This window comes from uncultured Piscinibacter sp., assembly GCF_937952055.1.
Classification (GTDB): domain Bacteria; phylum Pseudomonadota; class Gammaproteobacteria; order Burkholderiales; family Burkholderiaceae_C; genus Piscinibacter.
In genome coordinates, this window is the sequence record NZ_CALFYO010000006.1 from 1 (window position 1) to 22,521 (window position 22,521).

Sequence of the window (22,521 nt, forward strand, 5' to 3'; positions counted from 1 at the left end):
GTTCAGGGCCACCTGGATTCGGTTCTCGACGTCCACGTTTGGGATTATTTTCCCAATTCGCAGGTCCGTCAAGCCGACGTCACCAACATATTGGTATCAGTTCAACGCGTCTCCCGGAAGTCCACCGGCATGGCCGCGGCGAGGCCGTGCTTGTCGATCCGATAGCGCAGCGTGTCGCGGCTGATGCCCAGTTCGCGGGCCGCACGGCTGACGTTCCAGCCCGCGCGGAAGAGCGCCTGGACCAGCGCCTCGCGCTCCATCTCCGGCAGCGTGCGCGACCCCAGTGCGCCCGGCGAGGTGTCGGTGGCCACGGCGGCGGCATCGATGCGCAGGCCGAGATCCTCGGCCTCGAGCGTGTCGCCGTGCGCCAGCAGCACCGCCTGCTCGAGCAGGTTGCGCAGCTCGCGCACGTTGCCCGGCCAGGCGTGACTCATCAGCGCGCGCTCGGCCGCCGCGCTGAAGGTGGGCACGGGTCGGCCATAGCGCGCCGAATGGTGCGCGACGAAGTGGCGCGCCAGCAGCAGGATGTCGTCGCCGCGCTCGCGCAGCGGCGGCAGGTCGAGTTGCACGACCCGCAGCCGGAAGTACAGGTCGGCGCGGAAGCGGCCCTCGCGCACCAACTGGTCCAGCGGCCGGTGCGTGGCGGCGACGATGCGCACGTCGACGCGCTGCTCGCGCACGCTGCCCAGGCGCCGTACGGTGCGTTCCTCGAGCAGCTTGAGCAGCTTGGCCTGCAGCGGCTGCTCCATGTCGCCGATCTCGTCGAGGAACAGCGTACCACCCTCGGCCGTCTCGACCAGGCCGAGCTTGCGCTCGCGCGCGTCGGTGAAGGCGCCGCGCTCGTGACCGAACAGTTCCGACTCGAGCAGCTGCGCCGGCAGGGCCGCGCAGTTCAGTTCGACGAAGGGCATGTCGCGCCGCGGGCCGTTGAAGTGCAGCGCGCGGGCCACCAGTTCCTTGCCGGTGCCGGTCTCGCCGCGCACCAGCACCGCCGGCGCCTCGCCGTCGCGCAATTGCGCCTCGCTGCGCAGCAGCTGGCGCAGCATCGAGTGCAGGTTGCGCATGCCGGGGGAGTCGCCGCGCAGCGTGCTCAGATCGGCGCCTTCGCCGTCGCGCCGGCGGTAGTAGGCCAGTGCGCTGTCCTTGCGCGCCTGCGTGGTGGCGCGCTCGAGCAGCATGCCCAGCCGCGAGAGCGCCACCGGTTTGGTGAGGAAGTCGAGCGCGCCGGCCTTCATCGCCTCGACCGCCATCTCGACATTGCCGTGGCCGGTGACCATGATCACCTGCGTGGCGGGATTGACGGCGCGGATGCGCTCCAGCGCCTGCAGGCCGTCCATGCCGGGCAGGTTGAAGTCGAGCACCACCGCATCGGGGGCGAAGCTCTCCATGCGCGCCAGGCCCTCCTCGGCGGTGGACACGCTCTCCACGACGTATTCGTTGCGCTCCAGCCAGGTGCGCATGTTCTTCGCGAGGACCGCTTCGTCCTCGATGATCAGGATGGCGCCGTTCATCGCTGTTCCTCCGGGCTCAGGCTGCCGGTGCGAGGCGCAGCATGATGGACACGACGGTGCCGCGGCCGGACTCGCTGGCGATGTGCAGCTTGCCGCCGTGGCGCTCCAGCACGCGACGCGCGAGCGCGAGCCCGACCCCCATGCCGTGGGACTTGGTCGTGAAGAACGGCTGGCCGACCCGCGAGCGCTTCGCCTTGGCGATGCCGCTGCCGTTGTCGCGCACCTGCAGCGTGAGCAGGCGCTGGCGCTCGTCGGTGCTGGCCTTGACGGTGATGCGGCCGCCGTCGGGCACCGCATCGAGCGCGTTGGCCATCACGCTGCGCAGCACCTGCCCGACGCACAGCGCATCACCCTGCACCGGCGGCAGATCGTCTGCCAGTTCGGCCCGCGCCTGAACATGGCGGCGCTCGATGTCGCGCGCGAATTCCTGCAGACAGCTCCGCACCAGCGGACCCACCGACAGGGGCTGGGGTGCACCCTCGACCGGGCGCGTGTAGGCGAGCAGCTCGCGCAGCCAGGCACCGAGCCGGTCCGCCTGCTCGACGATGTCGCGCGCGGCTTCCTTCGTCGCGGCCGCGTCGCCCGGGCGTGTTTCGCCGCGCATGCCGTCGATGATCAGCTCGGCCGAGCTGCGCATCGCCGCCAGCGGATTGCGGATGCCGTGCGCCACCACCGAGCTCATCTCGCCGAGCGCGGCATAGGCTTCGTTCTCGGCCAGCCGCAGCTGCTGCTGCTGAATGTGTCCGTCCGCGCGCCGCACCAGGCCGTACAACGCGACGAACAGCAGCAGCCCGAAGCCGAGCGCGCCCAGCGCCATGTACTGGCGCAGCTGGACGAGGATCTGCATCAGGCTGCGCGGGTTCTTGTAGAACTCGATCGCGCCGACCACCTCGCCGGTCTGCGCGTGACGCACGGGCACGTAGATCTCGACGAACAGTTCGTCGGGCTGCGCCAGCGCCACGTACTCGGCCTTGCCGTGCTCGCGCTCCTCGCGGGTCTTGCGCTCCACCACCACACTGCCGCGAAGTGCCTTGTCGAGCTCTTCGTTGGATCCGAATCGCCGGCCGATCAGCGCCGTGTCGCTGGACCACAGCACGGTGCGCTCGCGGTCGTAGAGGTTGGCGCGCAGCACGTCCGGCATGTGGGCCAGGTGCTGGAACGGCTCGTCGACTTCCGGGGACAGCGGGCCGCCCGGGTTGGCGATGAAGTCCTGCAGCGGCGCCTCCACCAGCATCAGGTTGTGCACGAAGTCCCGCGTCAGCGTGCCTTCCTGCAGCAGCATGCGCTGCGTCACGAACCAGGACAGCAGCCAGACGCTCGCCGCAGCGATCGCCGCGATGGCGATCAGCGAAACGCCGGCGAACCAGGGCGCCAGGCGGAAGGTGCGCGAGCCGGCGGGGGATGGGGCCATGTCACCCCCAATGGGTGGGGCATTTGCCCCACCGGAGCCGGTGCGGCGGCGGCCGGAAAGCCCTTGCCCTCGGCGAATCAATGACTTGCGTGATCGACATGGGCTGGTCCGAAACTTGAATGACGTTGGGACAATTTTCCCAAACATTCAAGAGCATCACAAGGGGCCAGCCCATGCAACGCATCCTCGTTTACTCGCACGACACCTTCGGCCTGGGCAACATCCGCCGCATGCTGGAGGTGGCGCGCCACCTGGTGCAGTCGTCCGCCGAGGTGTCGGTGCTGATCGTCACCGGATCGCCGATGCTGCATGCCTTCCGCATCCCGGAGCGCATCGACTACGTCAAGCTGCCCTGCCTGTCGCGCGACACCGCCGGACGCTACGGCGCCCGCACGCTGCCGCTGTCGCTCGAGGAGACGGTGCGCCTGCGCGCGAACCTGATCCGCTCGGCGATCGCCGACTTCGCCCCCGACCTGATCCTGGTCGACAAGAAGCCCTTCGGCGTCGAGGACGAACTCGCCGGCGCGCTGCAGGCCCTGCCCGACGCGGCCCGCCGGCCGCGGATGGTGCTGCTGCTGCGCGACATCCTCGACAGCGCCGAATCCACCACGCGCATCTGGCGCAAGAACGGCTACTTCGAGGCGATCAGCGCCTACTACGACCAGGTGCTGGTGGTCGGTTGTCCGGAGGTCTACGACATGCGCCTCGAGTACGACTTCCCGCCCTTCGCGGCGGCCAAGGTGCGCTTCTGCGGCTACATCGCGCGCGAAGGCGGCCGACAGCCGCGCGAGGTGGTGCGCCGGGCGCTCGGCGTCACGCCAGGCGAGCCGCTGCTGCTGGTCACGCCCGGCGGCGGCGCGGACGGCCAGTTGCTCGTGCGCACCGCGCTGGCCGCGCTCGCCGCGCTGCCGCCGCTCCAGCGCCCGCGCACCCATGTCGTGTGCGGGCCGGAGATGGACGCGTCCGACCGCGACGGCGTGCACCTGGCCGCGCAGGCGCTCAACAACGTCAGCGTGCAGGACTTCTGCGACGACATGATGTCGCTGATGGCCGGCGCCGACGTGGTGCTGGCCATGGGCGGCTACAACACCGTCTGCGAACTGCTGACGCTGCGCAAGCGCGCCCTGCTCGTGCCGCGCGTGAAGCCCGGACAGGAACAGTGCATCCGCGCCGAGCGCATGGCCGCGCTCGGCCTGGTGCGCATGCTGCACCCGGAACTGCTCGGCGTGACCACGCTGATGGCCGCACTGCAGGCCGAACTGACCGCCTGGAGCGCGCAGCAGCAACCGCCGGCGCTGCGCCGCATCGACGGCCTGGCGCGCGTCACGGAGGCGCTCTTCGAGTTGCTCGAGCACGTGCCCGTCCCGCTCGCGGACGATGCATCGGCCGCGCCGCCCCGGGCACGCGTCGCCCGAGACCGCGGCCGGGCACAGGGGGCACTGGCATGAACGGGCCGCAGCAGCCGCACGCCGTGGGCGTGCTGGTGAAGGTCTTCCCCAAGCTCACCGAGACCTTCGTGCTCGAGGAGGTGCTCGGCCTCGAGCGCCTGGGCGTGCCGCTGCGCGTGTACACACTCGCCGCGCCGACCGATCGGGTGACGCACGCGGCCGTCGCGCAGGTTCGCGCGCCCGTCGTGCAGTTGCCGCTCTCGCTGCGCGACGACGCGCTGCGCACGGCACGTCGGCACCTGCGCCTGGCGGTCAGCTCGCCCTGGCACTACGCGCGCGCACTGCTCGCCGCGCTCCGCCGCGGTCGCGGTGGCCTGCGCGACTTCGTGCGCGCCGGCTGGCTGGCCGGGCAACTGCGCCGTGACGGCGTGGCGCACCTGCACGCGCACTTCATCTCTGCGCCGGCCGACGTGGCCGAGCTGGTGTCCGCGCTGAGCGGCCTGCCGTTCTCCATCTCGGCGCACGCCAAGGACATCTACCTGTCGCGCTCCGACGACCTGCGCCGCAAGCTGGAGGCGGCGCGCTTCACCGTCACCTGCACCGATTTCAACTGCCGCACGCTGCGTCGCGTCGCGCCTGAAGCGCCAATCCACCGCATGTACCACGGCATCGACGCCTCCGTGTTCCACCCCGCGCGCCGCGCCGTGCCCTCGCTGGTGCCCCTGCTGCTGTCCGTCGGCCGGCTGCGCGAGAAGAAGGGCCTGGACACGCTGGTCCGGGCCTGCCGGGTACTGAACCGGCGCGGCGTGCCGTTCCGCTGCGAGATCGTCGGCTACGGCGAGGAGCACGACCGCCTTGCCGAGCTGATCGACCAGCTGGGTCTGGCGGACCAGGTGCAACTCACCGGCAAGCTGGCGCGCGAGCAGGTCATCGAGCGGTACGCGCGCGCCGCCGTCTACGTGCAGCCCAGCCGGGTCGCCGCCGACGGCGACCGCGACGGCATCCCCAACGTGCTGCTCGAGGCCATGGCCATGGGACTGCCGGTGGTGGCCACGCGCGTCTCCGGCATTCCCGAGGTGGTCCGTGACGGCGACAACGGCCTTCTCGTCGGGGCCGAGGATGTGGACGCGCTGGCCGACGCCGCGCAGCGGCTGATCGAGGACCCGGCGCTCGGCGCACAGCTCGGCCGCGAAGCGCGCCGTACGGTCACGCAGCATTTCGACAACGACCGCAACCTGCGGGTCGTGCTGGGACTGCTGGAGGCCCAGCATGCGCACGACGCCCCCTGCGCCCTCGCCTGAGAGCCGACGACCATGGAACGCGTCGCCTACGTGATGAACGGCTTCCCGCGCCTGTCGGAGACCTTCATCACCCACGAGATCCACCAGCTCGAGCGCCTCGGCCTGGACCTGCGACTGTACTCGGTGAAGCAGGAGCACGAAGCGCAGGTGCACCCGGTGGTCGCCGCGATCCGCGCGCCGCTGGCCCACCTGCCGCGCGCCACCTCCCTGTCGGGCCACTCGCTGCCGCGCTGGCTGCGCGACAACCTGCCGGCGTTCTGGCGCGACCACGTGCAGGTGGCGCGACGCCATCCGCTGCGCTGGGCAGGCGCCCTGGGCAGCGCGCTCGCGCTGGCGTGGCGGCACCGCGGCCGCGACGAGCAGGGGCGGCTGCGCCTGCGCAAGGTCTTCGTGAAGGAGTTCCTGCAGGCCGGCGCCATCGCCGCCGACCTGCAACGCCGCGGCGACGTTGCCCACCTGCACGGCCACTTCTGCCACGGCGTGGCCACCATCACCTGGCTGGCCGCGCGCATGAGCGGCAAGAGCTACAGCTTCACCGCGCACGCCAAGGACATCTACCAGGCCGAGCTCAACCCCGGCGACCTGCTGGAGCGCAAGATGCACGGCGCGCGCTTCGTCGCCACCTGCACCTGCGCCAATGCCGACGTGCTGCGCGCGCGCCATCCGCGGCCGGCCGAGGTGCATGCGATCTACCACGGGCTGGACACCGACTGGTTCCGACCCGGCGCCCAGCCCGCGGCGCGGCGGCGGCCGATGATCCTCGCGGTCGGGCGACTGGTCGAGAAGAAGGGCTTCGACCAGCTCGTCGAGGCCTGCGCGCGGCTGCGCGACGCCGGCCTGGACTTCGAGTGCCGCATCGTCGGCGAGCCCGGCAGCGCCAGCGCGGCGGTCGCGGGCCTGATCGCCGCGCGCGGCCTCGGCGCGCACATGCGCCTGCTCGGCCCGGTGACGCAGGTCGAGCTGCGCGAGATCTACCGCCAGGCGCATGTCTTCGCGCTGCCCTGCCAGGTCATGGAGGACGGCGACCGCGACGGCTTCCCCAACGTGCTGGCCGAGGCGATGGCGATGGGCGTGCCCGTGGTCAGCACGGCGATCTCCGGCATTCCCGAGATGATCGACGACGGCGTGCACGGCCTGCTGGTCGAGCCGCGCGATCCCGCCGGGCTGGCCGATGCCCTGCGCCGCGTGCTCACCGACGAGCGCCTGCACGCGGCGCTGGCGGGGGCCGCGCGCGAGCGCATCTGCGAGCGCTTCGACTCGCGCCGCACCACGGTCGCGCTGCGCGATCTGTTCGTCGCCCAACTGCAGCGCGCCAGCTCGCACGGCGCGGCGGCGCGGCGCCGGGAGGCGCTGTCGTGAGGATGCTGGCCGAAGGCTTCGGCGGCCGCACCGCGGCACCGCGCGAGGACGCCCTGCTGCGCGCCCCCTGGCGCTCGCTCGACGATGCGGCGCTGCTGGCGCACTACCGCGGCGAGCGCGGCGTGCGCTTCGATCCGGTGATCGACCCCGAGGAGGTGACGCCCGAGCGCATTGCCGGCGTGCTGGACGGCCGCTTCGAGTTCAACGGCGAGACCCACGCGCTGCCCGACCCGATGGACTGGCTGGCCAACCCCAGCGCCGACATCGAGTGGCACATCCTGCTGCACAAGTTCTACTACGCCGTCGGCCTGGCACAGGCCTGGCAGCACAGCGGCGAGGCGCGCTGCGTCGCGCGCTGGAGCGCGCTGCTCGACGGCTGGATGCGGCAGGTGCCGCCCGGCTTCATCGCCGCCGACGTGACCGGCCGGCGCGTGCAGAACTGGATCTACAGCCTGCACGGCCTGGTGATGCACGATCGCCGCGGCGCGCCGATCGACGCGGCCTTCTTCCGCCGCCTGCTGCACTCGATCCACGAGCAGGTGGAATTCCTCTGCGCCCACCTGACGCCCAAGCGCAACCACCGCACGCTGGAGCTGCTGGCGATCTTTCTCGCCGGCGTGGTCTTCCCGGAGTTCGCGCGCGCCGCCGATTGGCGCGCGCTGGCGCTGGCCGAGACGCAGGCCAACCTGCAGGCCGACCTGCTCGCCGACGGCGTGCACTGCGAGCTCTCGACCGACTACCACCACCTCGCGCTGCGCAACTGGCTGCAGGTGCGCCAGCTCGCGGCGCGCAACGGCGTGGCGGTGCCTGCGGCGATGGACGAGGCGCTGCGGCGCGCTCTGGCCTTCTCCATGCAGGTGCACCAGCCGCATGGCGGCATGCCCAGCTTCTCCGACGGCGACGCGCGCGGCTTCGCGACGCTGCTGCTGCAGGCCGCGCAGCTCTACGACCTCGACGAACTGCGCTGGGTGGCGACGCTGGGCGCACAGGGCCGGCGCCCGCAGGCGCGCAATGCGCACTTCGCGGCCAGCGGCTACCACGTGCTGCGCAGCGGCTGGGAGGCCGACGCGCAGCACCTCGTGTTCGACTGCGGGCCGCTGGGCGAGGGCAATCACGGTCACTTCGACGCGCTGTCCTTCGAGCTCGCCGCGTTCGGCGCACCGCGGCTGGTCGACCCCGGCCGATACACCTACAGCGAGGCGGGCGAGACCAACTGGCGCGTGCACTTCCGCCACACCGCGGCGCACAACACGGTGTGCGTCGACGGCCGCACCCAGACCCGCTACGAGCCGCGCCCCGTCAAGGAACCGTCGCGCCACGCGCAGGGATCGGTGCGCCACAAGATCGCCGGGCCGGCGCCCGACTGCACGCTGATCGAGCACATCGACGGCGAACGGCTCGACCTGCTGCACGGGCGCTGCGTCAGCCACGCCTACGACGCGGTGCACGAGCGCTGCCTGGTGTTCGTGGACCGGCGCTACTGGATCGTGTCCGACACGCTGCGTGCCGCCAGCGCGCACGACTACGCGCTGCGCTTCCAGCTCGGCAGCGCGGCGCAGGGCTGCGCGGCGCTCGACGCGGACGGCGTGCTGGCCAGCCCGGGCCTGTCGATCGCGCAGCCGCGCCGTGCCGGCCAGCGTGTCGAGCTCGTGCCGTCCTGGGTCTCGGCACGCTACGGCCACAAGCAGCCGGCCCCGGCGCTGCGCACGACGGCGCAGGGCCGCGACATCGACTTCGACAGCGTGCTGCTGCCCTGGCGGGGCGAGCCGGCGCGCCTGTCGGTGAACGAACAGGCAGTGCGCGGCGGCCACGGCGAGGCGGCAACCGCGCTGGACATCCGCATGGCGGTCGACGGGGTCGTCTGGCACGACGGCTGGTTCCACGCGCGCGGCGTGCCGGCTCGCCACTGGCACCTCGGCGAATGGATCTTCCAGGGCCGCTGGCTGCACTGGCGCCGCACGGCAGGCGGCGCACTGGTGCGCGCCGTCTCGCACGCCGGCGCCATGCTGCGCGGGCCCGGCGGCGCGGTGCGGCTGCACGTCGAGGGCCAGGCATGAACGCGCTGCCGCACGACCCCGTGCTGCCGCAGCTGGCGCGTGCGCTCGACCCGGTCGAGATGGCGCGCCGCTTCGGCGAGACGCTGCGCGGCTCGGGCGCGCTGCTGCAGCGCTGCGTGGTCGAGCGCGTGAAGTACCGCCCACGGCGCAACGCGTCGATCGCCTATCGCCTCGAGTTGCGCGACGCCGTCGACGGCGACTGCTTCGCGCAGCGCGTGGCGGCCCGGCTGTGCCCGGCCGACACGCTGGCGGGACGCCAGGCGCGCGCTGCCGCGGCGGCGCAGCTGCCCTCGCCGGCCGGCCCGGCGCTGCGCCTGCTGCCCGAGCTGGACATGCTGACCTGGTGGTGGCCCAACGACGCCAAGCTGGCCGCGCCGCGCGCGCTCGCCGATGCGGCGGCCCTGCGCGAACGCTGGCTGCCCGCAGTGCTGGACGCCCTCGGCGCGCGCGGCGCGAGCCTCGACAGGCACCGCGTCGAGGTCGTGCAGTACGTGCCCGAACAGCGCCTCACCGCACGCGTCGACCTGCGCTGGTCGCGCGCCGGCGCCGAGCGCGCGGCCCGCGTCTACGCCAAGTCCAGCGTCGATCCCGACGGCGCCACGGTGCACGAGCTGCTGCGCGGCCTGCAGGCCTCGAGCGCATGGCGCAGCGGCCGCCTGCACACGCCGGCGCCGCTGCTGTGGCAGCCGGCCACGCAACTGCACTGGCAGCAGGCCCTCCCCGGCACGGCACTGCTCGACCTGCCGGCCGCGCGCGCCGCCGCGCTGGCCGGCCCGCTCGGGGCACAGCTGGCCGCGCTGCACGGCGTGCCGCTGGCACTGGCGCGCACGCTCACGCCGGAGGCGCTGCGGGCGCGCCTGGACGAGGTGACGGCCGTGCTCGCCGAGAGCCTTCCCGGTGCGCGGCGCCAGCTGCGCCTCGCCACCGCCCGCCTCGGTGCCGGACTCCGGCGGCACGCCGGCGCGCCGGCGGCCACGCTGCACGGCGACCTGCACCCGCGCAACGTGCTGGTCGATGGCGACCGGCTGGCGCTGATCGACCTCGACGGCGCGTGCCGCGGACCGGCGCTGCTCGAGCTGGGCAGCTGGTGCGCCGAGGGCATCTACCGCGCCGTGCTCGACGGCGCCGCGGCGCGCCGCGACGCCGCCGCGTGGGACGCGCTGCTCGCCGGCTACGCGCGCAGCGGCGGCAGGCTGCCGGCGGCGCCCGCGCTGGCCTGGGCCACGGCCTGGAGCCTGCTCACCCAGCGCGCCTGGCGCTGCGTGGTCAACCTCAAGCCGGGCCGCTTCGCGATCGCGCCGCGCCTGGTCGAGCTCGCCGCCGAGCTGGCCGGGGCCACGCTGGAGGAGCTGGCGTGAACGGCACGATCGACACCTGTCTGGACCCGGTCGCGATGCGCGGACTGCTCGCTGCCTGGCTGCCGGACGCGCCGCGCATCGCCGAGCTGCGCATCGGCAAGGTGCGCCGCAGCGCGTCACGGCGGCGGCATCCGCATCCGCTGACGGCGGTCTACGATCTCGTGCTGCATGACGGCAGCACGCAGCGCTACTACGCGAAGACCTGGCGCGACGGCGCCAGCCTGCAGGCCGGACAGGGCACGCGCGCAATCGCCGTGCCGCCGCTGGACATGCTGCTGTGGCGCTGGCCCGACGACCCCGGGCTGCCGCAGCTGGGCGAGTTGCTCGACGCGCCCCGGGCGCTCGCCTGGCACGGCGATGCGCCGGCCGAGGTGGAGGTGCTGCGCTGGGAGCCGGAGCAGCGCGCCACGCTGCGCTACCAGCAGGGCGACGCGACGCTGTACGCGAAGACCTTCAGCGACGATCGGGGGGCACGCATCCACGCGCGCTTCCAGCACTTCTGGTCGGTGGCGCAAGGCGACGCGCAGGCCCCCGCCGTCGCGCGGCCGCTGGCCTGGCACGCCCACACGCGCTGCGTCTGGCAGGCCTGCGCGCCCGGCGTGCCGCTGGCCTCGATGCTGGCGCTGCCCTGGCCGCGCACCCTGCCGGGCCGACTGGCACGCGCGATGGCGGCCCTGCACGCCGCGCCGCTGCATGCCGACGCAGTGCACGACCAGGCACACTGGCTCGGCGAGGTGCGCCGCCGCCAGCGCAAGATCGGCCGCGCGCTGCCCGCGCTGGCCGACCGCGCGGCGCGCGTCGCCGACGCGATCGAGCGCGCCGCGCTCACCCTGCCGCAGCCCGTCAATGGCCTGATCCACGGCGACTTCCACGCCGGGCAGGTGGGCGTGGACGGCGAACGCATCGTCCTGCACGACTTCGACGAGTTCGCGCTCGGCGACCCGATGGAGGACCTCGCCGCCTTCGTCACGCGGCTGCCCGACGCCAGCGCCACCGCCGACGTCGGGGCGCTGCTGATCGCCGCCTATGCGCAGGAGGCGCCCGAGCGCTTCGGCCGCCGCCGGCTGCAGTGGCACCTGGCGGTGCAGGTGCTGCTGCAGGCCAGCCGCGCCTTCGTCTTCCAGGTCGAGGGCTGGCGCGACGTGCTGGCGAACCGCCTGGCGCGCGCCGAAGCGCTGTGCGCGCACGGCTTCGAGGAGACCTCGTGGTGAGCCCGTCGTCGCCGCGACCCGGCGCGCGGCTGCGTGCCCTGGTGCGCGAGTGCCTGCGCGAGCAGCGCGCCGCGCTCGTCCTGGCCGCGCTGGGCCTGGCCGGCGCCGTGCTGGCCGAGGTGCTGGCGCCGTGGCCGCTGAAGATCATCTTCGACCACATCCTGCTCGGCCACGCGCTGCCGGCCGCGCTCGCGCCGCTGCAGCCGCTGCTCGCGCTCGGCCCCTGGCCGGCGCTGCTCGCCGCGGCCGGCGCCATCGCGGCGATCGCGATGCTCGCCGGCGCGATGTCCTACCTGCACCTGTACCACAGCGCCCAGGTCGGTCACCGCATCACCTGGCGGCTGCGCGTCGCGCTGTTCGCGCAGCTGCAGCGCCTGTCGCTCGCCTACCACCGCGACAGCCGCAGCGGCGAGTTGATCACCAAGGTGGCCGGCGACACCAACCTGCTGCGCGACATGTTCGCGGACTGGGCGCTGACGCTGGTGCGGCATGCGCTCACGCTGGTGGCGATGCTGGCGGTGATGTTCATGCTGAACTGGCGGCTTGCGCTGGCGGTGGCGGCCACGCTGCCGCCGCTGCTGGGCGTGATTTTCTGGCTCAACCGCCGCGTCAAGGCCACCGTGCGCGAGCAGCGCAGGCACGAGGGTCGCATGACCTCGCGGCTGAACGAGGTGCTCAGCTCGATCGCGCTGGTGCAGGCCTTCGGCCGCCAGGGTTTCGAGGAGGACCGCTTCCGCCGCGAGATCGAGGCCAACTACGCCAGCGGCATGCGCAGCACGCGCAGCGCCGGCGCCATCGTCAAGGCGATCGCCGTGGTCAGCGCCGCCGGCACGGCGATCACCGTGCTGCTCGGTGCCCGCGAGGTGCTCGCCGGGCGGCTCACGCCGGGCGAGCTGCTCATCTTCGTCAGCTACGTCACCGCCCTGTACAAGCCGGTGCGCGACCTCGGTCGGCTGGCGGCGAAGTTCTCGCGCGCCGGCGTGAGCGCGCAGCGCGTCGCCGAGCTGCTCGACCTGGAGCCCGACATCGCCGACGCACCCGACGCGCTGGAGCTGTCGCGGCCGGCCGGCGAGATCGTCTTCGAGGACGTGTGCTTCGGCTACGCGGACGGGCGGCCGGTGCTCGACGGCCTGAACCTGCGCATCGCCGCGGGCGAACGCGTCGCGCTGGTCGGCCCCTCGGGCGCCGGCAAGTCGACGCTGGTCAACCTGCTGCTGCGCCTGTACGAGCCGAGCCGCGGCCGCATCCTGATCGACGGCATCGACATCCGACGCTACCGCCGCGACAGCCTGCGCCGCGAGATCGGCATCGTGCTGCAGGAGCACATGCTGTTCGGCGTGTCGGTGCGCGAGAACATCGCCTACGGGCGTCCCGACGCGCCGCCCGAGGCGATCGAGGCGGCGGCGCGCGCCGCGCGCGCGCACGAGTTCGTCGTCGACCTGCCGCAGGGCTACGACACCGAACTGGGCGAACGCGGCGCCACGCTGTCCGGCGGGCAGCGCGCGCGACTGTGCCTGGCCCGCGCACTGGTCAAGGAGCCGGCCATCCTGGCGATGGACGAGCCCACCGCCGCCGTCGATGCCACCTCGGCGCGGCTCATCCACGAGGCGGTGGCGCGCGTGCACCGCGGCCGCACGCTGATCGTCATCGCGCACGACCTCGCGGACATGCCGGCCTACGACCGCGTGCTCGTGCTGAAGGACGGCCGCGTCGTCGAGCAGGGCACGCACGCCGCGCTGCTGCGCCAGCGCGGCGCCTACCTCGCCCTGGTGGAGCGACGCCATGCCTGACCAGATCCTGCCCACCCTGCTGTTCTACTGCCAGCACTCGCTGGGCATCGGCCACCTGACGCGCAGCTTCGCACTGGCGCAGGCACTGTCGCGGCGCTTCCGCGTCGTCTTCCTCAACGGCGGGCGGCTGCCGCCGGGAGTGCCGGTGCCGCAGGCGATCGAGCGCATCGACCTGCCGCCGCTGGGCATGGACGACGGCCACACCGTGATCAGCCGCGACGCCACGCTGGACGTGGCCCGCGCCCGCGCCGAGCGCCGCCACCTGATCGACGAGGCGGTCCGCGTGACGCGGCCGGCGGTGCTGCTGGTCGAACTGTTTCCCTTCGGCCGCAAGAAGTTCGCCGGCGAGATCCTGCCGATGATCCGCGCGGCCCGGCGCCAGGCGGGCGCGCCGGCGCTGGTGGCCTGCAGCCTGCGCGACATCCTGGTCGACGCGCGACCCGACCAGCAGCACCACGACGACCGCGCCCGCTGGCTGGCGGACCGCTACTTCGACGCGGTGATCGTGCACGCCGACGCCGCCTTCGCACGCCTGCAGGACAGCTTCCACCCGGCGCGGCCGATGCGCACGCCGGTGTTCCACAGCGGTTACGTGGTGCCGGCGCGCGAGCGCGCGGGCGCGGTGCCGCGCGGCGACCACCTGCTCGTCTCGGCCGGCGGCGGCATCGTCGGCGAAGCACTGCTGCGCACCGCGCTGGCGGCGCGCGAGCACCTGTCGCAGCCGCTGCCGATGCGCCTCGTCGCCGGCCCCTTCCTGCCCGAGCCGCAGTGGCGCGCGCTGCAATCCGAGGCGGCCGCGCTGCCCGGCGTGCAGTTGCTGCGCCATGTCGGCGACATGGTCGAGGAGATGCGCCGCGCGCGCGCTTCGCTCAGCCAGTGCGGCTACAACACCGCGCTCGACCTCGTCGTCTCCGGCGTGCCGGCACTCGTCGCGCCCTACGAGACGGCCACCGAGAACGAGCAGCGCGGCCGCGCCGAAAAGCTCGCCGCGCTCGGCGCGCTGCAATGCCTGCCCGCCGGTGCGCTGCAGCCGCAAGCGCTGGCCCGCGCGATCGAGTCGCTGCTCCGCTTCGCGCCCCGGCCGGCAGCGCTGACGCTGGACGGCGCGGCGCGCAGCGCCGACTGGCTGGCCGACCGGCTCGAGCGCAGCCAGGTCACGCGGGAGGTCGCATGGGCGACCCGCTGAGCCCGGTGCTCGAGGCACTCGACGCGCTGCCCGCGCCGCTCGACGCCTTCGTCCGCGACGACGACGCCGGCTGGCACGATGCGCGCCTGCTGGCGCTGCTCGACGCCGTCGATCGCGCCGGCACGGCGATCGACCTCGCGGCCATCCCGCTGGCGCTGAGCGACCCGCTGGCGGCGGAGTTGCGGGCGCGCATCGACGCCGCGCCGCGGCGCGTCGCCGTGCACCAGCACGGCGCCACCCACGCCAACCACCAGGCCGAGGGGCGCAAGTGCGAGTTCGGCGCCGCGCGCACGGCCGCCGTGCAACGCAGCGACATCCGCGCCGCCTGGCTGCTGCTGCAGCACCTGCTCGGCGGGCGTGCGCAGCCGCTGTTCACGCCGCCGTGGAACCGCTGCGCCGTGCACACGCCGGCGGTGCTCGCCGAGCTCGGCTTCGCCGCGCTGTCGCGCGACCGCGGCGCGCCGCAGCAGGACGCGCTGCCCGAGATCGCGGTGGACGTCGACTGGAGCCGCCGCATGCGCGAGGGCGGCCCGGCCGCGGCGGCGCACGCCATCGCCGAGGCGCTGCGCGCACGCGCCGGCGATGGCGCACCGTTCGGCCTGATGCTGCACCACGCCGAGATGGATGGCGACGAGGTCGCGCTGCTCGCCGGCTGGCTCGCGCGCATCGCGCGGCACGGCGCGGTGCGCTGGCAGCCGATGGCCGATCTGCTGCCGACGACGGCGCGCGCCGTCGAGCGGACGCCATGAGCGCGCAAGGGGGTCCCGTGGGCGCGCAACACCGCATCCTCCTGCTGGCCGCCGTGGCGCTCGTCTGCGCGGCCGCCCTGCCGGCGCGGGCCGAGACCGGCACCGAACGCCAGCGCGTGCTCGAGCTGTTCTTCGACCCGCCGCTGCCGAACACCGCCAAGGAGGCGAAGGACGCGCAGGCGGCGCCCGCGCCCGTGCCCACCCTGCGCGAGGGCCAGCGCGTCGACGAGCGCCGCCCGGAACAACCCTTCACGGTGGAGCTCTTCGGCTGGCCCGTCCAGCTCGGCGGCAGCTGGGAGTACAGCGACGAGCAGCGCCGCAACTTCGACCTGCAACGGGCCCGCGCGCGCGACCGCCGCGTGCGCGAGCACGAGGTCAAGCTCGAGGCGCGCGGCTTCCCGGCGCCCGACCGCGAGGTCTTCGTGCAGGCCGTCGGCCTGCACGAGAGACGCCGCACCGAGGGCAGCGGATCCACGCGGGCAAGCTCGCTCGAGCGCGGCCAGACCTGGGTGCGGTTCGACCGCGTCGGCGGCTCGCCCTGGTCGCTGCAGGCCGGCCGCGTGGCGCTGATCGACCGCCGCGCCTGGTGGTGGGACGAAGACCTCGACGCGCTGCGCGCGGTCGGCGCCGGCGAGGGATGGCGACTGGAGAGCGGCCTGGCGCGCGAGCTGATGCGCGTGTCCTCCAGCGAGCGCAGCCTCGCGCCGAGCGCGCGCGGCGTGACGCGCTGGTTCGGCCAGGCCAGCTGGCGGCCGGCGCAGCGCCACGCGCTCGAGCTGTTCTGGCTGCTGCAGCACGACGGCTCGTCGAGCCCTGCGCCGGGCCGCATCGCCATCGACGAGGAGGCCACCGACCCGAGCGACCTGAGGGCGCGCTGGCTGGGCCTGCGCGCGAGCGGCCAGTTCCGCGCCGACAACGGCCTGCGGCTGGGCTACTGGGCCGACCTGGCGATGCTGCGCGGCCACGAGGCGCTCACCGCGTTCGACGAGCAGGCCGACGGCAGCTACCTCGCCGGCGCCACCGCCAGGCGGCGCGTGCGCGGCCACGCGCTGGACGGCGGCGCGCTGCTGATCCTGCCCTGGCCGCTGCGGCCGTCGATCGCCGCGGCGTACGCGCGCGGCTCGGGCGGCGAACTCGGCGCCACGCTGGACGCCAATTTCCGCCAGACCGGCCTGCAGGAGAACAAGGCGCGCCTGGGCGGCGTGAAGCGGCTGCGCGTCTATGGCGAGCTGCTGCGGCCCGAACTCTCCAACCTCGAGGTGCGCACGCTGGCGCTGGGCATCCGCGTGCTCGGCAACAGCTCGGTCGAACTGGTCGGCTACCGCTACCGGCAGCCGGTGCCGCGCAACACCATCGCCGGCGCGCGCCTGTCCGTCGATCCGCTGGGCGGCAACGGCGACATCGGCCGCGAAGTCGACCTGCTGATCGCCGTGCGCGAGTGGAAGCACCTCGAGCTGACCCTGCGCGGCTCGCGCTTCCTGCCCGGCGCCGCTTTTGCCGACGACCAGCGCGACCCCGCCCACGCCATCGAGCTGGGCGCCGCGCTGAACTTCTGACCCGAAGGAGAAACCATGAAACTGACCGTCGTGGGAACAGGCTACGTGGGCCTGGTGACTGGTGCCTGCTTTGCCGAGATGGGCAACGACGTGCTGTGCATCGACGTCGACGCCGAGAAGATCGCGCGCCTGGCGCAGGGCGAGATCCCGATCTTCGAGCCGGGTCTGAAAGAGATCGTGATGCGCAACGTCGCCCAGGGCCGGCTGCACTTCGGCACCGACGTGCGCGAGGGCGTGCGCTTCGGCACCCTGCAGTTCATCGCCGTGGGCACGCCTCCCGACGAGGACGGCGCCGCCGACATGCGGCACGTGCTGGCCGCCGCCTGCGCGATCGGCGAGCACATGACCGACTACAAGTGCGTCATCGACAAGAGCACCGTGCCGGTGGGCACCGCCGACGCGGTGCGCGAGGCGATCGGCGCGGCGCAGGCGGCACGCGGCGTGAGCGTGCCCTTCAGCGTGGTCTCCAATCCCGAGTTCCTCAAGGAGGGGGCGGCGGTGGAGGACTTCATGCGCCCGGACCGCATCATCGTCGGCGCCGACGACCTGCGTGCCCGCTACCTGATGCAGGCGCTGTACGCGCCCTTCCAGCGCCAGCGCGACAAGCTGATCCTGATGGACCTGCGCTCGGCCGAGCTGACCAAGTACGCCGCCAACGCGATGCTGGCCACGCGCATCAGCTTCATGAACGAGATGGCGCTGCTGGCCGAGAAGCTCGGCGCCGACATCGAGCAGGTGCGCCGCGGCATCGGCAGCGACCCGCGCATCGGCGCGCAGTTCCTCTATGCCGGCTGCGGCTACGGCGGCTCCTGCTTCCCCAAGGACGTGAAGGCGCTGGTGCACAGCGCCGCCGAGGTCGGCGAGCCGCTGCACGTGCTCGGCGCGGTGGAGCGCGCCAACGAGCGGCAGAAGCGCGTGCTCGTCGAGCGCATCGTGCAGCGCTTCGGCGAGGACCTCACGGGCCGCCACTTCGCGCTCTGGGGGCTGGCGTTCAAGCCCGACACCGACGACCTGCGCGAGGCGCCCAGCCGCGTGCTCGTGGCCGAGCTGGCCAAACGCGGCGCGCGCATCACCGCGCACGACCCGCAGGCCATGCCGGCGGCGCGCAAGGTGTTCGCCGACCTGCCGGCGCTGGCCTTCGCCGACACGCCGATGCAGGCGCTCGAGGGGGTCGACGCACTGCTCGTGGTGACCGAGTGGAAGGCCTACCGCAGCCCTGACCTTGAGCGCATGGCCGCGCTGATGCGCCAGCCCGTCGTCGTCGACGGGCGCAACCTGTTCGACCCGGCGATGATGCGCGAGGCCGGCTTCGACTACCAGCCGATCGGACGCGCTGCGCCGGAGGTGCCGGCGGAGGTGCCGCTGGCCCTGGCAGCCTGACGCACGCGGCCCGACGCGCGCCGCGGCCGGCGCCCCAGGGCGCCGCCGGCGCGCGCCTGCGCGCGTCCACCCCCGCAGGGCGGGGGCCGCCTCCGCCGCAGCCGCGGCGTTTTGCCGCACGAGCCGGCGCGAGGCCCCGTTCTCGCTACAGTGGACCAAGGACCTCCGCATGGGAGGCTTCCGTGCATTGGTGGCGGGTTCATGAATCCTGTTGTACTCACATCGTCCCTTCCCCCGCTCCAGCCGGCAGATTTCGCGCGCGGCCGGGACGAGGCCGCCCGCAGCGGGCGCAGCCTGCTCGAGGTGCTCGAGGAACAGGCGGCGCTGGACGAGGACGCCTTCGTGCGCGTGCTCGGCCAGTCGCTGTCCTACCCGGTGCTCGGCATGCAGGAACTGCGCGACCTGAGCCCGGACTTCGACGAACTGCCGCTGCCCGAGGCCGCGCAGCGCGGCTGCGTGCCGGTGCGCCTGGCGGGCGGCGACCTCGCCATCGTGATCGGCGACCCCTTCGCGGTGGACACGATGGCCGCGATCGAGGAGCGCGTGCGCGAGCCCTGGACCTGGTGGCTGGCGCACCCCAAGGCGATCGCCGCCTACCTGCGCCGCCAGGAGGACCTGACGCGCGCACTCGACGGCGTCGAGGCGCTGTCCGAAGGCGGCGACGAGGCGCATCGCGCCGCAGGCCTGGCGCAGCTCTCGCTGGCGTCCATCAACGACGACGAGAGCCCGGTCGTGCGGCTGGTGCACTCGACGCTCTACGACGCCCTCAAGTCGGGCGCCAGCGACATCCACTTCGAGACCGATCCGGAGGGCCTGGTCATCAAGTACCGGCTCGACGGCGTGCTCACCCCCGCGGCTCGTCCGCGCGGCGCCGAGCTGGCCGACCAGGTGCTGTCGCGCATCAAGGTGATGAGCGAGCTCGACATCGCCGAGCGACGCATCCCGCAGGACGGGCGCTTCCAGCTCTCGTTCCAGGACCGCCCGGTCGACTTCCGCGTCTCGGTGATGCCCAGCATCCACGGCGAGGACGCGGTGCTGCGCGTGCTCGACAAGCGCTCGCTGGCCGACCAGGTGCGCGGGCTGCGGCTGGACCTGCTCGGCCTGGACGCCGACGTGATGCGCAGCATCCGCGCGCTCTCGGCGATGCCCTACGGCATGCTGCTGGTCACCGGCCCGACGGGCAGCGGCAAGACCACCACGCTGTACGCCGCCGTCACCGAGATCAACCTCGGCCAGGACAAGATCATCACCATCGAGGACCCGGTGGAGTACCAGCTTCCGGGCGTGCTGCAGATCCCGGTCAACGAGAAGAAGGGCCTGACCTTCGCCCGCGGTCTGCGCTCGATCCTGCGCCACGACCCCGACAAGATCCTCGTCGGCGAGGTGCGCGACGCCGAGACCGCGCAGATCGCCGTGCAGGCCGCGCTGACCGGCCACCTGGTGCTCACCACCGTGCATGCGAACAGCGTGTTCGACGTCATCGGCCGCATCGGCACGATGGGCGTGGACTCGTTCAGCTTCGCCGCCGCGACCAACGGCATCGTCGCGCAGCGACTGGTGCGCATGGTCTGCGAGCACTGCGCGCAGCGCAAGAAGCCGCCACGCGAGCTGCTGCTCGCCTCGGGGCTGGACCCGTCGGCGGTGCGCGGCTTCCGCTTCCGCCAGGGCCTGGGCTGCGGCCATTGCCGCGGCTCGGGCTACCGCGGCCGGCGTGCGGTGGCCGAGCTGCTCGTGCTCGACGAGGAGATGCGCGAGCTGATCGCCCGCCGCGAGTCGGTGCGCGCGATCCGCCAGCTCGCGCTCGGCCGCGGCACGCGGCTGATGCGCGAAGCCGCCGTCGACCTGGTGCGCCAGGGCGTTACCACCCTGCAGGAGATCAATCGTGTCACTGCGCTGGTCTGACCGCCTGTATGCCGCCCTGTCGCCGACCGGCTTGAACGCCGCCGTGTGGGCCCCCGGCTGGTCGGCGCAGCCGGCCGAGCGCGCCTCGCTGCCGTGCAGCCCGTCGACGTCGGGGCCGCGCTGGGCGCCGGCCCTGGCCAGCCTGCGCGAGTGGCTCGGCGGACGCAGCGCGCGGCGCGGCGGCCTGCGCGTGGTGCTGTCCAACCACTTCGTGCGCTACCTCGTGCTGCCGTGGCACGACGGCATGACCGGCACGGCCGAACGCGAGGCGCTGGCGCGCCACCTGCTGCGCGAGACCTACGGCGAGATCGCCGAAGGCTGGCACGTGAAGCTCGCGCCCTGTGCCTTCGGCGCACCCGCGCTGGTCTGCGCGGTGGACCGGGAACTCATCGCCGCGCTGCATGGCGCGGCCGAAGGCGCGTCGCTGCGCCTCGACGCGGTGCAGCCGATGCTGATGCCGGCGTTCAACCAGTTCCGCCGCGAACTCGCCGGCGACGCCTGCCTGCTGGTGCTGGAGCCCGGCTGCCTGGGCTGCGCCGTGGTGCGCGGCGGGCACTGGAACGCGGTGCAGGTCAGCCGCGTCGGCAGCGGCTGGAACGAGGCGCTGGTGGAACGCCAGATCGCCGTGCACGGCCTCGCCGCCGACATGCCGGTGTACCTGTTCGACGCCTCGGGCCGCGCCGAGCCGCTGCGCGACGGCCAGGCCTACCGCGCGCTGCGCCCGCCGGCCGCGCGCCGCGCCGACCCGGCGCTGGCCCTCTTCGCCCACGCCACATGAAGCCGCTCGACCTCGACCTGCTCCCGCGCCGGCGCGTGCGCCTGGCGGTGTGGCTGCTGCTGCTCGTCGGCGTGGTGCTGTCGCTGGACGGCCTGTCGCGCGCCGCCGAGCTGCGCGACCGCATCGATCAGGCCGCGCAACCCTTGCGCCCCGGACGCCTGGCGGCGGCAGCGCAGGCACGCCTGGACCCGGCGCTGGTCCGCGAGCTGCGCACCGCCGAGCAGGTGGTGCAGCGGCTCGCCCTGCCCTGGGACGATCTGTTCCGCACCGTCGAGTCGGCGGCCTACGAGCGGGTGGCCCTGCTCGCCATCGAGCCCGACGTGCGCAAGCGCGAGCTGTCGATCACCGGCGAGGCGCTCGATTTCCTGGCCGTGCTGACCTATGTCGCTCGGCTCAGCGAGCCGGGACCGCTGACCGACGTGCACCTGGTGCGTCACGAGATGCGCGTCGACGACCCGCGCCGGCCGCTGAACTTCACCATCGCGGCGAGCTGGAAGGTGCAGCCATGACGCGCCTGGCCTGGCTGCTGCGGCAGTACGCCGAAGTCTGGCTGGCGACGCTGGCGCTGGCGCTGCTCGGCCTGGCCGCGGCGCTGCAGCTGGCCGTGCTGCCGCCGCTGCAGGCACGCGCCGACGTGCTGGACGCCGACACCGTGCGCCTCGCCGTGGCGCCGAGCCGCGGCGACAGCGCCACCGAGACCGCGGCGCGCGAGCTGCAGTCCTTCTACCGGCATGTCGACCGCGGCAGCCTGCCCGACCACCTCGCCCGGCTGCACGTGGTCGCGCGCGCCACCGGCATCACGCTGCGCCAGGGCGAGTACCGCCTGCTGCACGAACGCGACGGCCGGCTGCGCCGCTACCAGATCGTGCTGCCGGTGCGCGGCAGCTACCCCGCGCTGCGCACCTTCGTCTCGGCCGCGCTGCAGACGCTGCCCAACGCGGCACTGGACCAGGTCTCGTTCGAACGCCGGCGCATCGACGAACAGGAGGTCGACGCGCAGGTGCACCTGACGCTCTTCCTGCCGGAGGCGGGCACGTGAGGGCGCCGCTGCGCAGCCACTGGATCGCCGCGGCCGGCGTGGTGCTGGCCGCCACGGCCGGCGTGGTGCTGGGCGAAGGCGACGGTGCCGCCGGCGACGCCCCGGCCGTGGCGGTTCCCGAAGCGCCTTCACCGCCCGTCGCCGCGCCGCGCCAGACGGAGACGGCGTCCGCCCCGGCCCACCTGTCGCTCGACCTGCTGCGCCGTCCGGAGCCGGTGGCCCCGGTGGCGCCGCCGTCCGCCGACCTGTTCGCCGGCCACTCGTGGCAGCCGCCGCCTCCGCCGGCGCCGCCGCCACCGCCTCCGCCGCCGCCGGCGGCCCCACCCGAGCCGACCGCGCCACCGCTGCCCTTCGTCTACGTCGGCACGCTCGCCGAGGAGGGGCAGGAGCCGGTCTACTACCTCGAGCACGGCGCGCAGGTGCTGACGCTGCGGGCGGGCGCGGCGATCGGCACCGAGTACCAGCTCGTCGGGCCGCGCGGCAACGAGCTGGAGTTCCTCTACCTGCCGCTGGACACGCGGCAGACGATCCGCTTCCGGGACTGA

18 protein-coding genes are annotated in these 22,521 nt (G+C 73.7%); 16 read left to right on the forward strand and 2 right to left on the reverse strand.

Going from position 1 to position 22,521, the window contains the following annotated elements:
- Window positions 1-101: 101 nt before the first annotated feature.
- Window positions 102-1,511 (reverse strand): sigma-54 dependent transcriptional regulator, encoded by a 1,410-nt coding sequence (locus tag Q0599_RS01350; protein WP_298824580.1) that lies wholly within the window; start codon window positions 1,509-1,511, stop codon window positions 102-104.
- A gap of 16 nt (window positions 1,512-1,527) precedes the next feature.
- Window positions 1,528-2,922, reverse strand: a complete 1,395-nt coding sequence (locus tag Q0599_RS01355) for an ATP-binding protein (protein ID WP_298824583.1) — start codon at window positions 2,920-2,922, stop codon at window positions 1,528-1,530.
- Between the two features lie 173 nt (window positions 2,923-3,095).
- Between Q0599_RS01355 and Q0599_RS01360 the strand changes: the two genes are divergently transcribed.
- The 16 genes from Q0599_RS01360 (at window position 3,096) to Q0599_RS01435 (ending at window position 22,521) form a co-directional block, all read left to right on the forward strand.
- Entirely contained in the window at window positions 3,096-4,370 is a 1,275-nt protein-coding gene (locus tag Q0599_RS01360; RefSeq protein ID WP_298824586.1) for a glycosyltransferase, read from the forward strand.
- Complete coding sequence (locus Q0599_RS01365; protein WP_298824589.1) at window positions 4,367-5,611, forward strand: glycosyltransferase; 1,245 nt, start codon at window positions 4,367-4,369, stop codon at window positions 5,609-5,611. The genes Q0599_RS01360 and Q0599_RS01365 overlap by 4 nt, the downstream gene beginning before the upstream one ends.
- A 12-nt stretch (window positions 5,612-5,623) precedes the next feature.
- Window positions 5,624-6,970 (forward strand): glycosyltransferase family 4 protein, encoded by a 1,347-nt coding sequence (locus Q0599_RS01370; protein WP_298824592.1) that lies wholly within the window; start codon window positions 5,624-5,626, stop codon window positions 6,968-6,970.
- Between the two features lie 2 nt (window positions 6,971-6,972).
- Window positions 6,973-9,027 carry an alginate lyase family protein gene (locus Q0599_RS01375; RefSeq protein WP_298824697.1) on the forward strand — a complete coding sequence of 685 codons (2,055 nt, stop codon included), beginning with the start codon at window positions 6,973-6,975 and terminating at the stop codon, window positions 9,025-9,027.
- Entirely contained in the window at window positions 9,024-10,385 is a 1,362-nt protein-coding gene (locus tag Q0599_RS01380) for a phosphotransferase (protein WP_298824595.1), read from the forward strand. The genes Q0599_RS01375 and Q0599_RS01380 overlap by 4 nt, the downstream gene beginning before the upstream one ends.
- Complete coding sequence (locus Q0599_RS01385; RefSeq protein ID WP_298824598.1) at window positions 10,382-11,596, forward strand: hypothetical protein; 1,215 nt, start codon at window positions 10,382-10,384, stop codon at window positions 11,594-11,596. The genes Q0599_RS01380 and Q0599_RS01385 overlap by 4 nt, the downstream gene beginning before the upstream one ends.
- A complete protein-coding gene (locus Q0599_RS01390; RefSeq protein ID WP_298824601.1) occupies window positions 11,593-13,386 on the forward strand; it encodes an ABC transporter ATP-binding protein in 1,794 nt (597 codons plus the stop codon). Before Q0599_RS01385 ends, Q0599_RS01390 begins: the two co-directional genes overlap by 4 nt.
- The gene (locus Q0599_RS01395) at window positions 13,379-14,572 is read left to right on the forward strand and encodes a glycosyltransferase (protein WP_298824604.1); all 1,194 of its coding nucleotides are present in this window, start codon (window positions 13,379-13,381) and stop codon (window positions 14,570-14,572) included. The genes Q0599_RS01390 and Q0599_RS01395 overlap by 8 nt, the downstream gene beginning before the upstream one ends.
- Window positions 14,557-15,321: a hypothetical protein gene (locus tag Q0599_RS01400; RefSeq protein WP_298824607.1), complete on the forward strand. Its 765-nt coding sequence runs from the start codon at window positions 14,557-14,559 to the stop codon at window positions 15,319-15,321. The genes Q0599_RS01395 and Q0599_RS01400 overlap by 16 nt, the downstream gene beginning before the upstream one ends.
- A complete protein-coding gene (locus tag Q0599_RS01405) occupies window positions 15,318-16,877 on the forward strand; it encodes an alginate export family protein (protein ID WP_298824609.1) in 1,560 nt (519 codons plus the stop codon). Before Q0599_RS01400 ends, Q0599_RS01405 begins: the two co-directional genes overlap by 4 nt.
- 15 nt (window positions 16,878-16,892) lie before the next feature.
- Window positions 16,893-18,257: a UDP-glucose/GDP-mannose dehydrogenase family protein gene (locus tag Q0599_RS01410; RefSeq protein WP_298824612.1), complete on the forward strand. Its 1,365-nt coding sequence runs from the start codon at window positions 16,893-16,895 to the stop codon at window positions 18,255-18,257.
- A 201-nt stretch (window positions 18,258-18,458) separates the two neighbouring features.
- A complete protein-coding gene (locus Q0599_RS01415) occupies window positions 18,459-20,159 on the forward strand; it encodes a GspE/PulE family protein (protein WP_298824614.1) in 1,701 nt (566 codons plus the stop codon).
- Window positions 20,140-20,937 carry a hypothetical protein gene (locus Q0599_RS01420; protein WP_298824617.1) on the forward strand — a complete coding sequence of 266 codons (798 nt, stop codon included), beginning with the start codon at window positions 20,140-20,142 and terminating at the stop codon, window positions 20,935-20,937. The genes Q0599_RS01415 and Q0599_RS01420 overlap by 20 nt, the downstream gene beginning before the upstream one ends.
- Entirely contained in the window at window positions 20,934-21,446 is a 513-nt protein-coding gene (locus Q0599_RS01425; protein ID WP_298824620.1) for a hypothetical protein, read from the forward strand. The genes Q0599_RS01420 and Q0599_RS01425 overlap by 4 nt, the downstream gene beginning before the upstream one ends.
- Window positions 21,443-21,976 carry a hypothetical protein gene (locus tag Q0599_RS01430; RefSeq protein ID WP_298824622.1) on the forward strand — a complete coding sequence of 178 codons (534 nt, stop codon included), beginning with the start codon at window positions 21,443-21,445 and terminating at the stop codon, window positions 21,974-21,976. The genes Q0599_RS01425 and Q0599_RS01430 overlap by 4 nt, the downstream gene beginning before the upstream one ends.
- On the forward strand, window positions 21,973-22,521 hold the full coding sequence (locus Q0599_RS01435) for a hypothetical protein (protein ID WP_298824624.1): 549 nt from the start codon (window positions 21,973-21,975) through the stop codon (window positions 22,519-22,521). Before Q0599_RS01430 ends, Q0599_RS01435 begins: the two co-directional genes overlap by 4 nt.

Bases quoted from the DNA above. Each gene is read 5' to 3' on its own strand.
- Q0599_RS01365 (WP_298824589.1), top strand. From the start codon at position 4,367: ATGAACGGGCCGCAGCAGCCGCACGCCGTGGGCGTGCTGGTGAAGGTC.
- Q0599_RS01370 (WP_298824592.1), top strand. From the start codon at position 5,624: ATGGAACGCGTCGCCTACGTGATGAACGGCTTCCCGCGCCTGTCGGAG.
- Q0599_RS01380 (WP_298824595.1), top strand. From the start codon at position 9,024: ATGAACGCGCTGCCGCACGACCCCGTGCTGCCGCAGCTGGCGCGTGCG.
- Q0599_RS01395 (WP_298824604.1), top strand. From the start codon at position 13,379: ATGCCTGACCAGATCCTGCCCACCCTGCTGTTCTACTGCCAGCACTCG.
- Q0599_RS01375 (WP_298824697.1), top strand. From the start codon at position 6,973: ATGCTGGCCGAAGGCTTCGGCGGCCGCACCGCGGCACCGCGCGAGGAC.
- Q0599_RS01425 (WP_298824620.1), top strand. From the start codon at position 20,934: ATGAAGCCGCTCGACCTCGACCTGCTCCCGCGCCGGCGCGTGCGCCTG.
- Q0599_RS01360 (WP_298824586.1), top strand. From the start codon at position 3,096: ATGCAACGCATCCTCGTTTACTCGCACGACACCTTCGGCCTGGGCAAC.
- Q0599_RS01400 (WP_298824607.1), top strand. From the start codon at position 14,557: ATGGGCGACCCGCTGAGCCCGGTGCTCGAGGCACTCGACGCGCTGCCC.
- Q0599_RS01430 (WP_298824622.1), top strand. From the start codon at position 21,443: ATGACGCGCCTGGCCTGGCTGCTGCGGCAGTACGCCGAAGTCTGGCTG.
- Q0599_RS01405 (WP_298824609.1), top strand. From the start codon at position 15,318: ATGAGCGCGCAAGGGGGTCCCGTGGGCGCGCAACACCGCATCCTCCTG.
- Q0599_RS01350 (WP_298824580.1), bottom strand. From the start codon at position 1,511: ATGAACGGCGCCATCCTGATCATCGAGGACGAAGCGGTCCTCGCGAAG.
- Q0599_RS01415 (WP_298824614.1), top strand. From the start codon at position 18,459: ATGAATCCTGTTGTACTCACATCGTCCCTTCCCCCGCTCCAGCCGGCA.
- Q0599_RS01410 (WP_298824612.1), top strand. From the start codon at position 16,893: ATGAAACTGACCGTCGTGGGAACAGGCTACGTGGGCCTGGTGACTGGT.
- Q0599_RS01355 (WP_298824583.1), bottom strand. From the start codon at position 2,922: ATGGCCCCATCCCCCGCCGGCTCGCGCACCTTCCGCCTGGCGCCCTGG.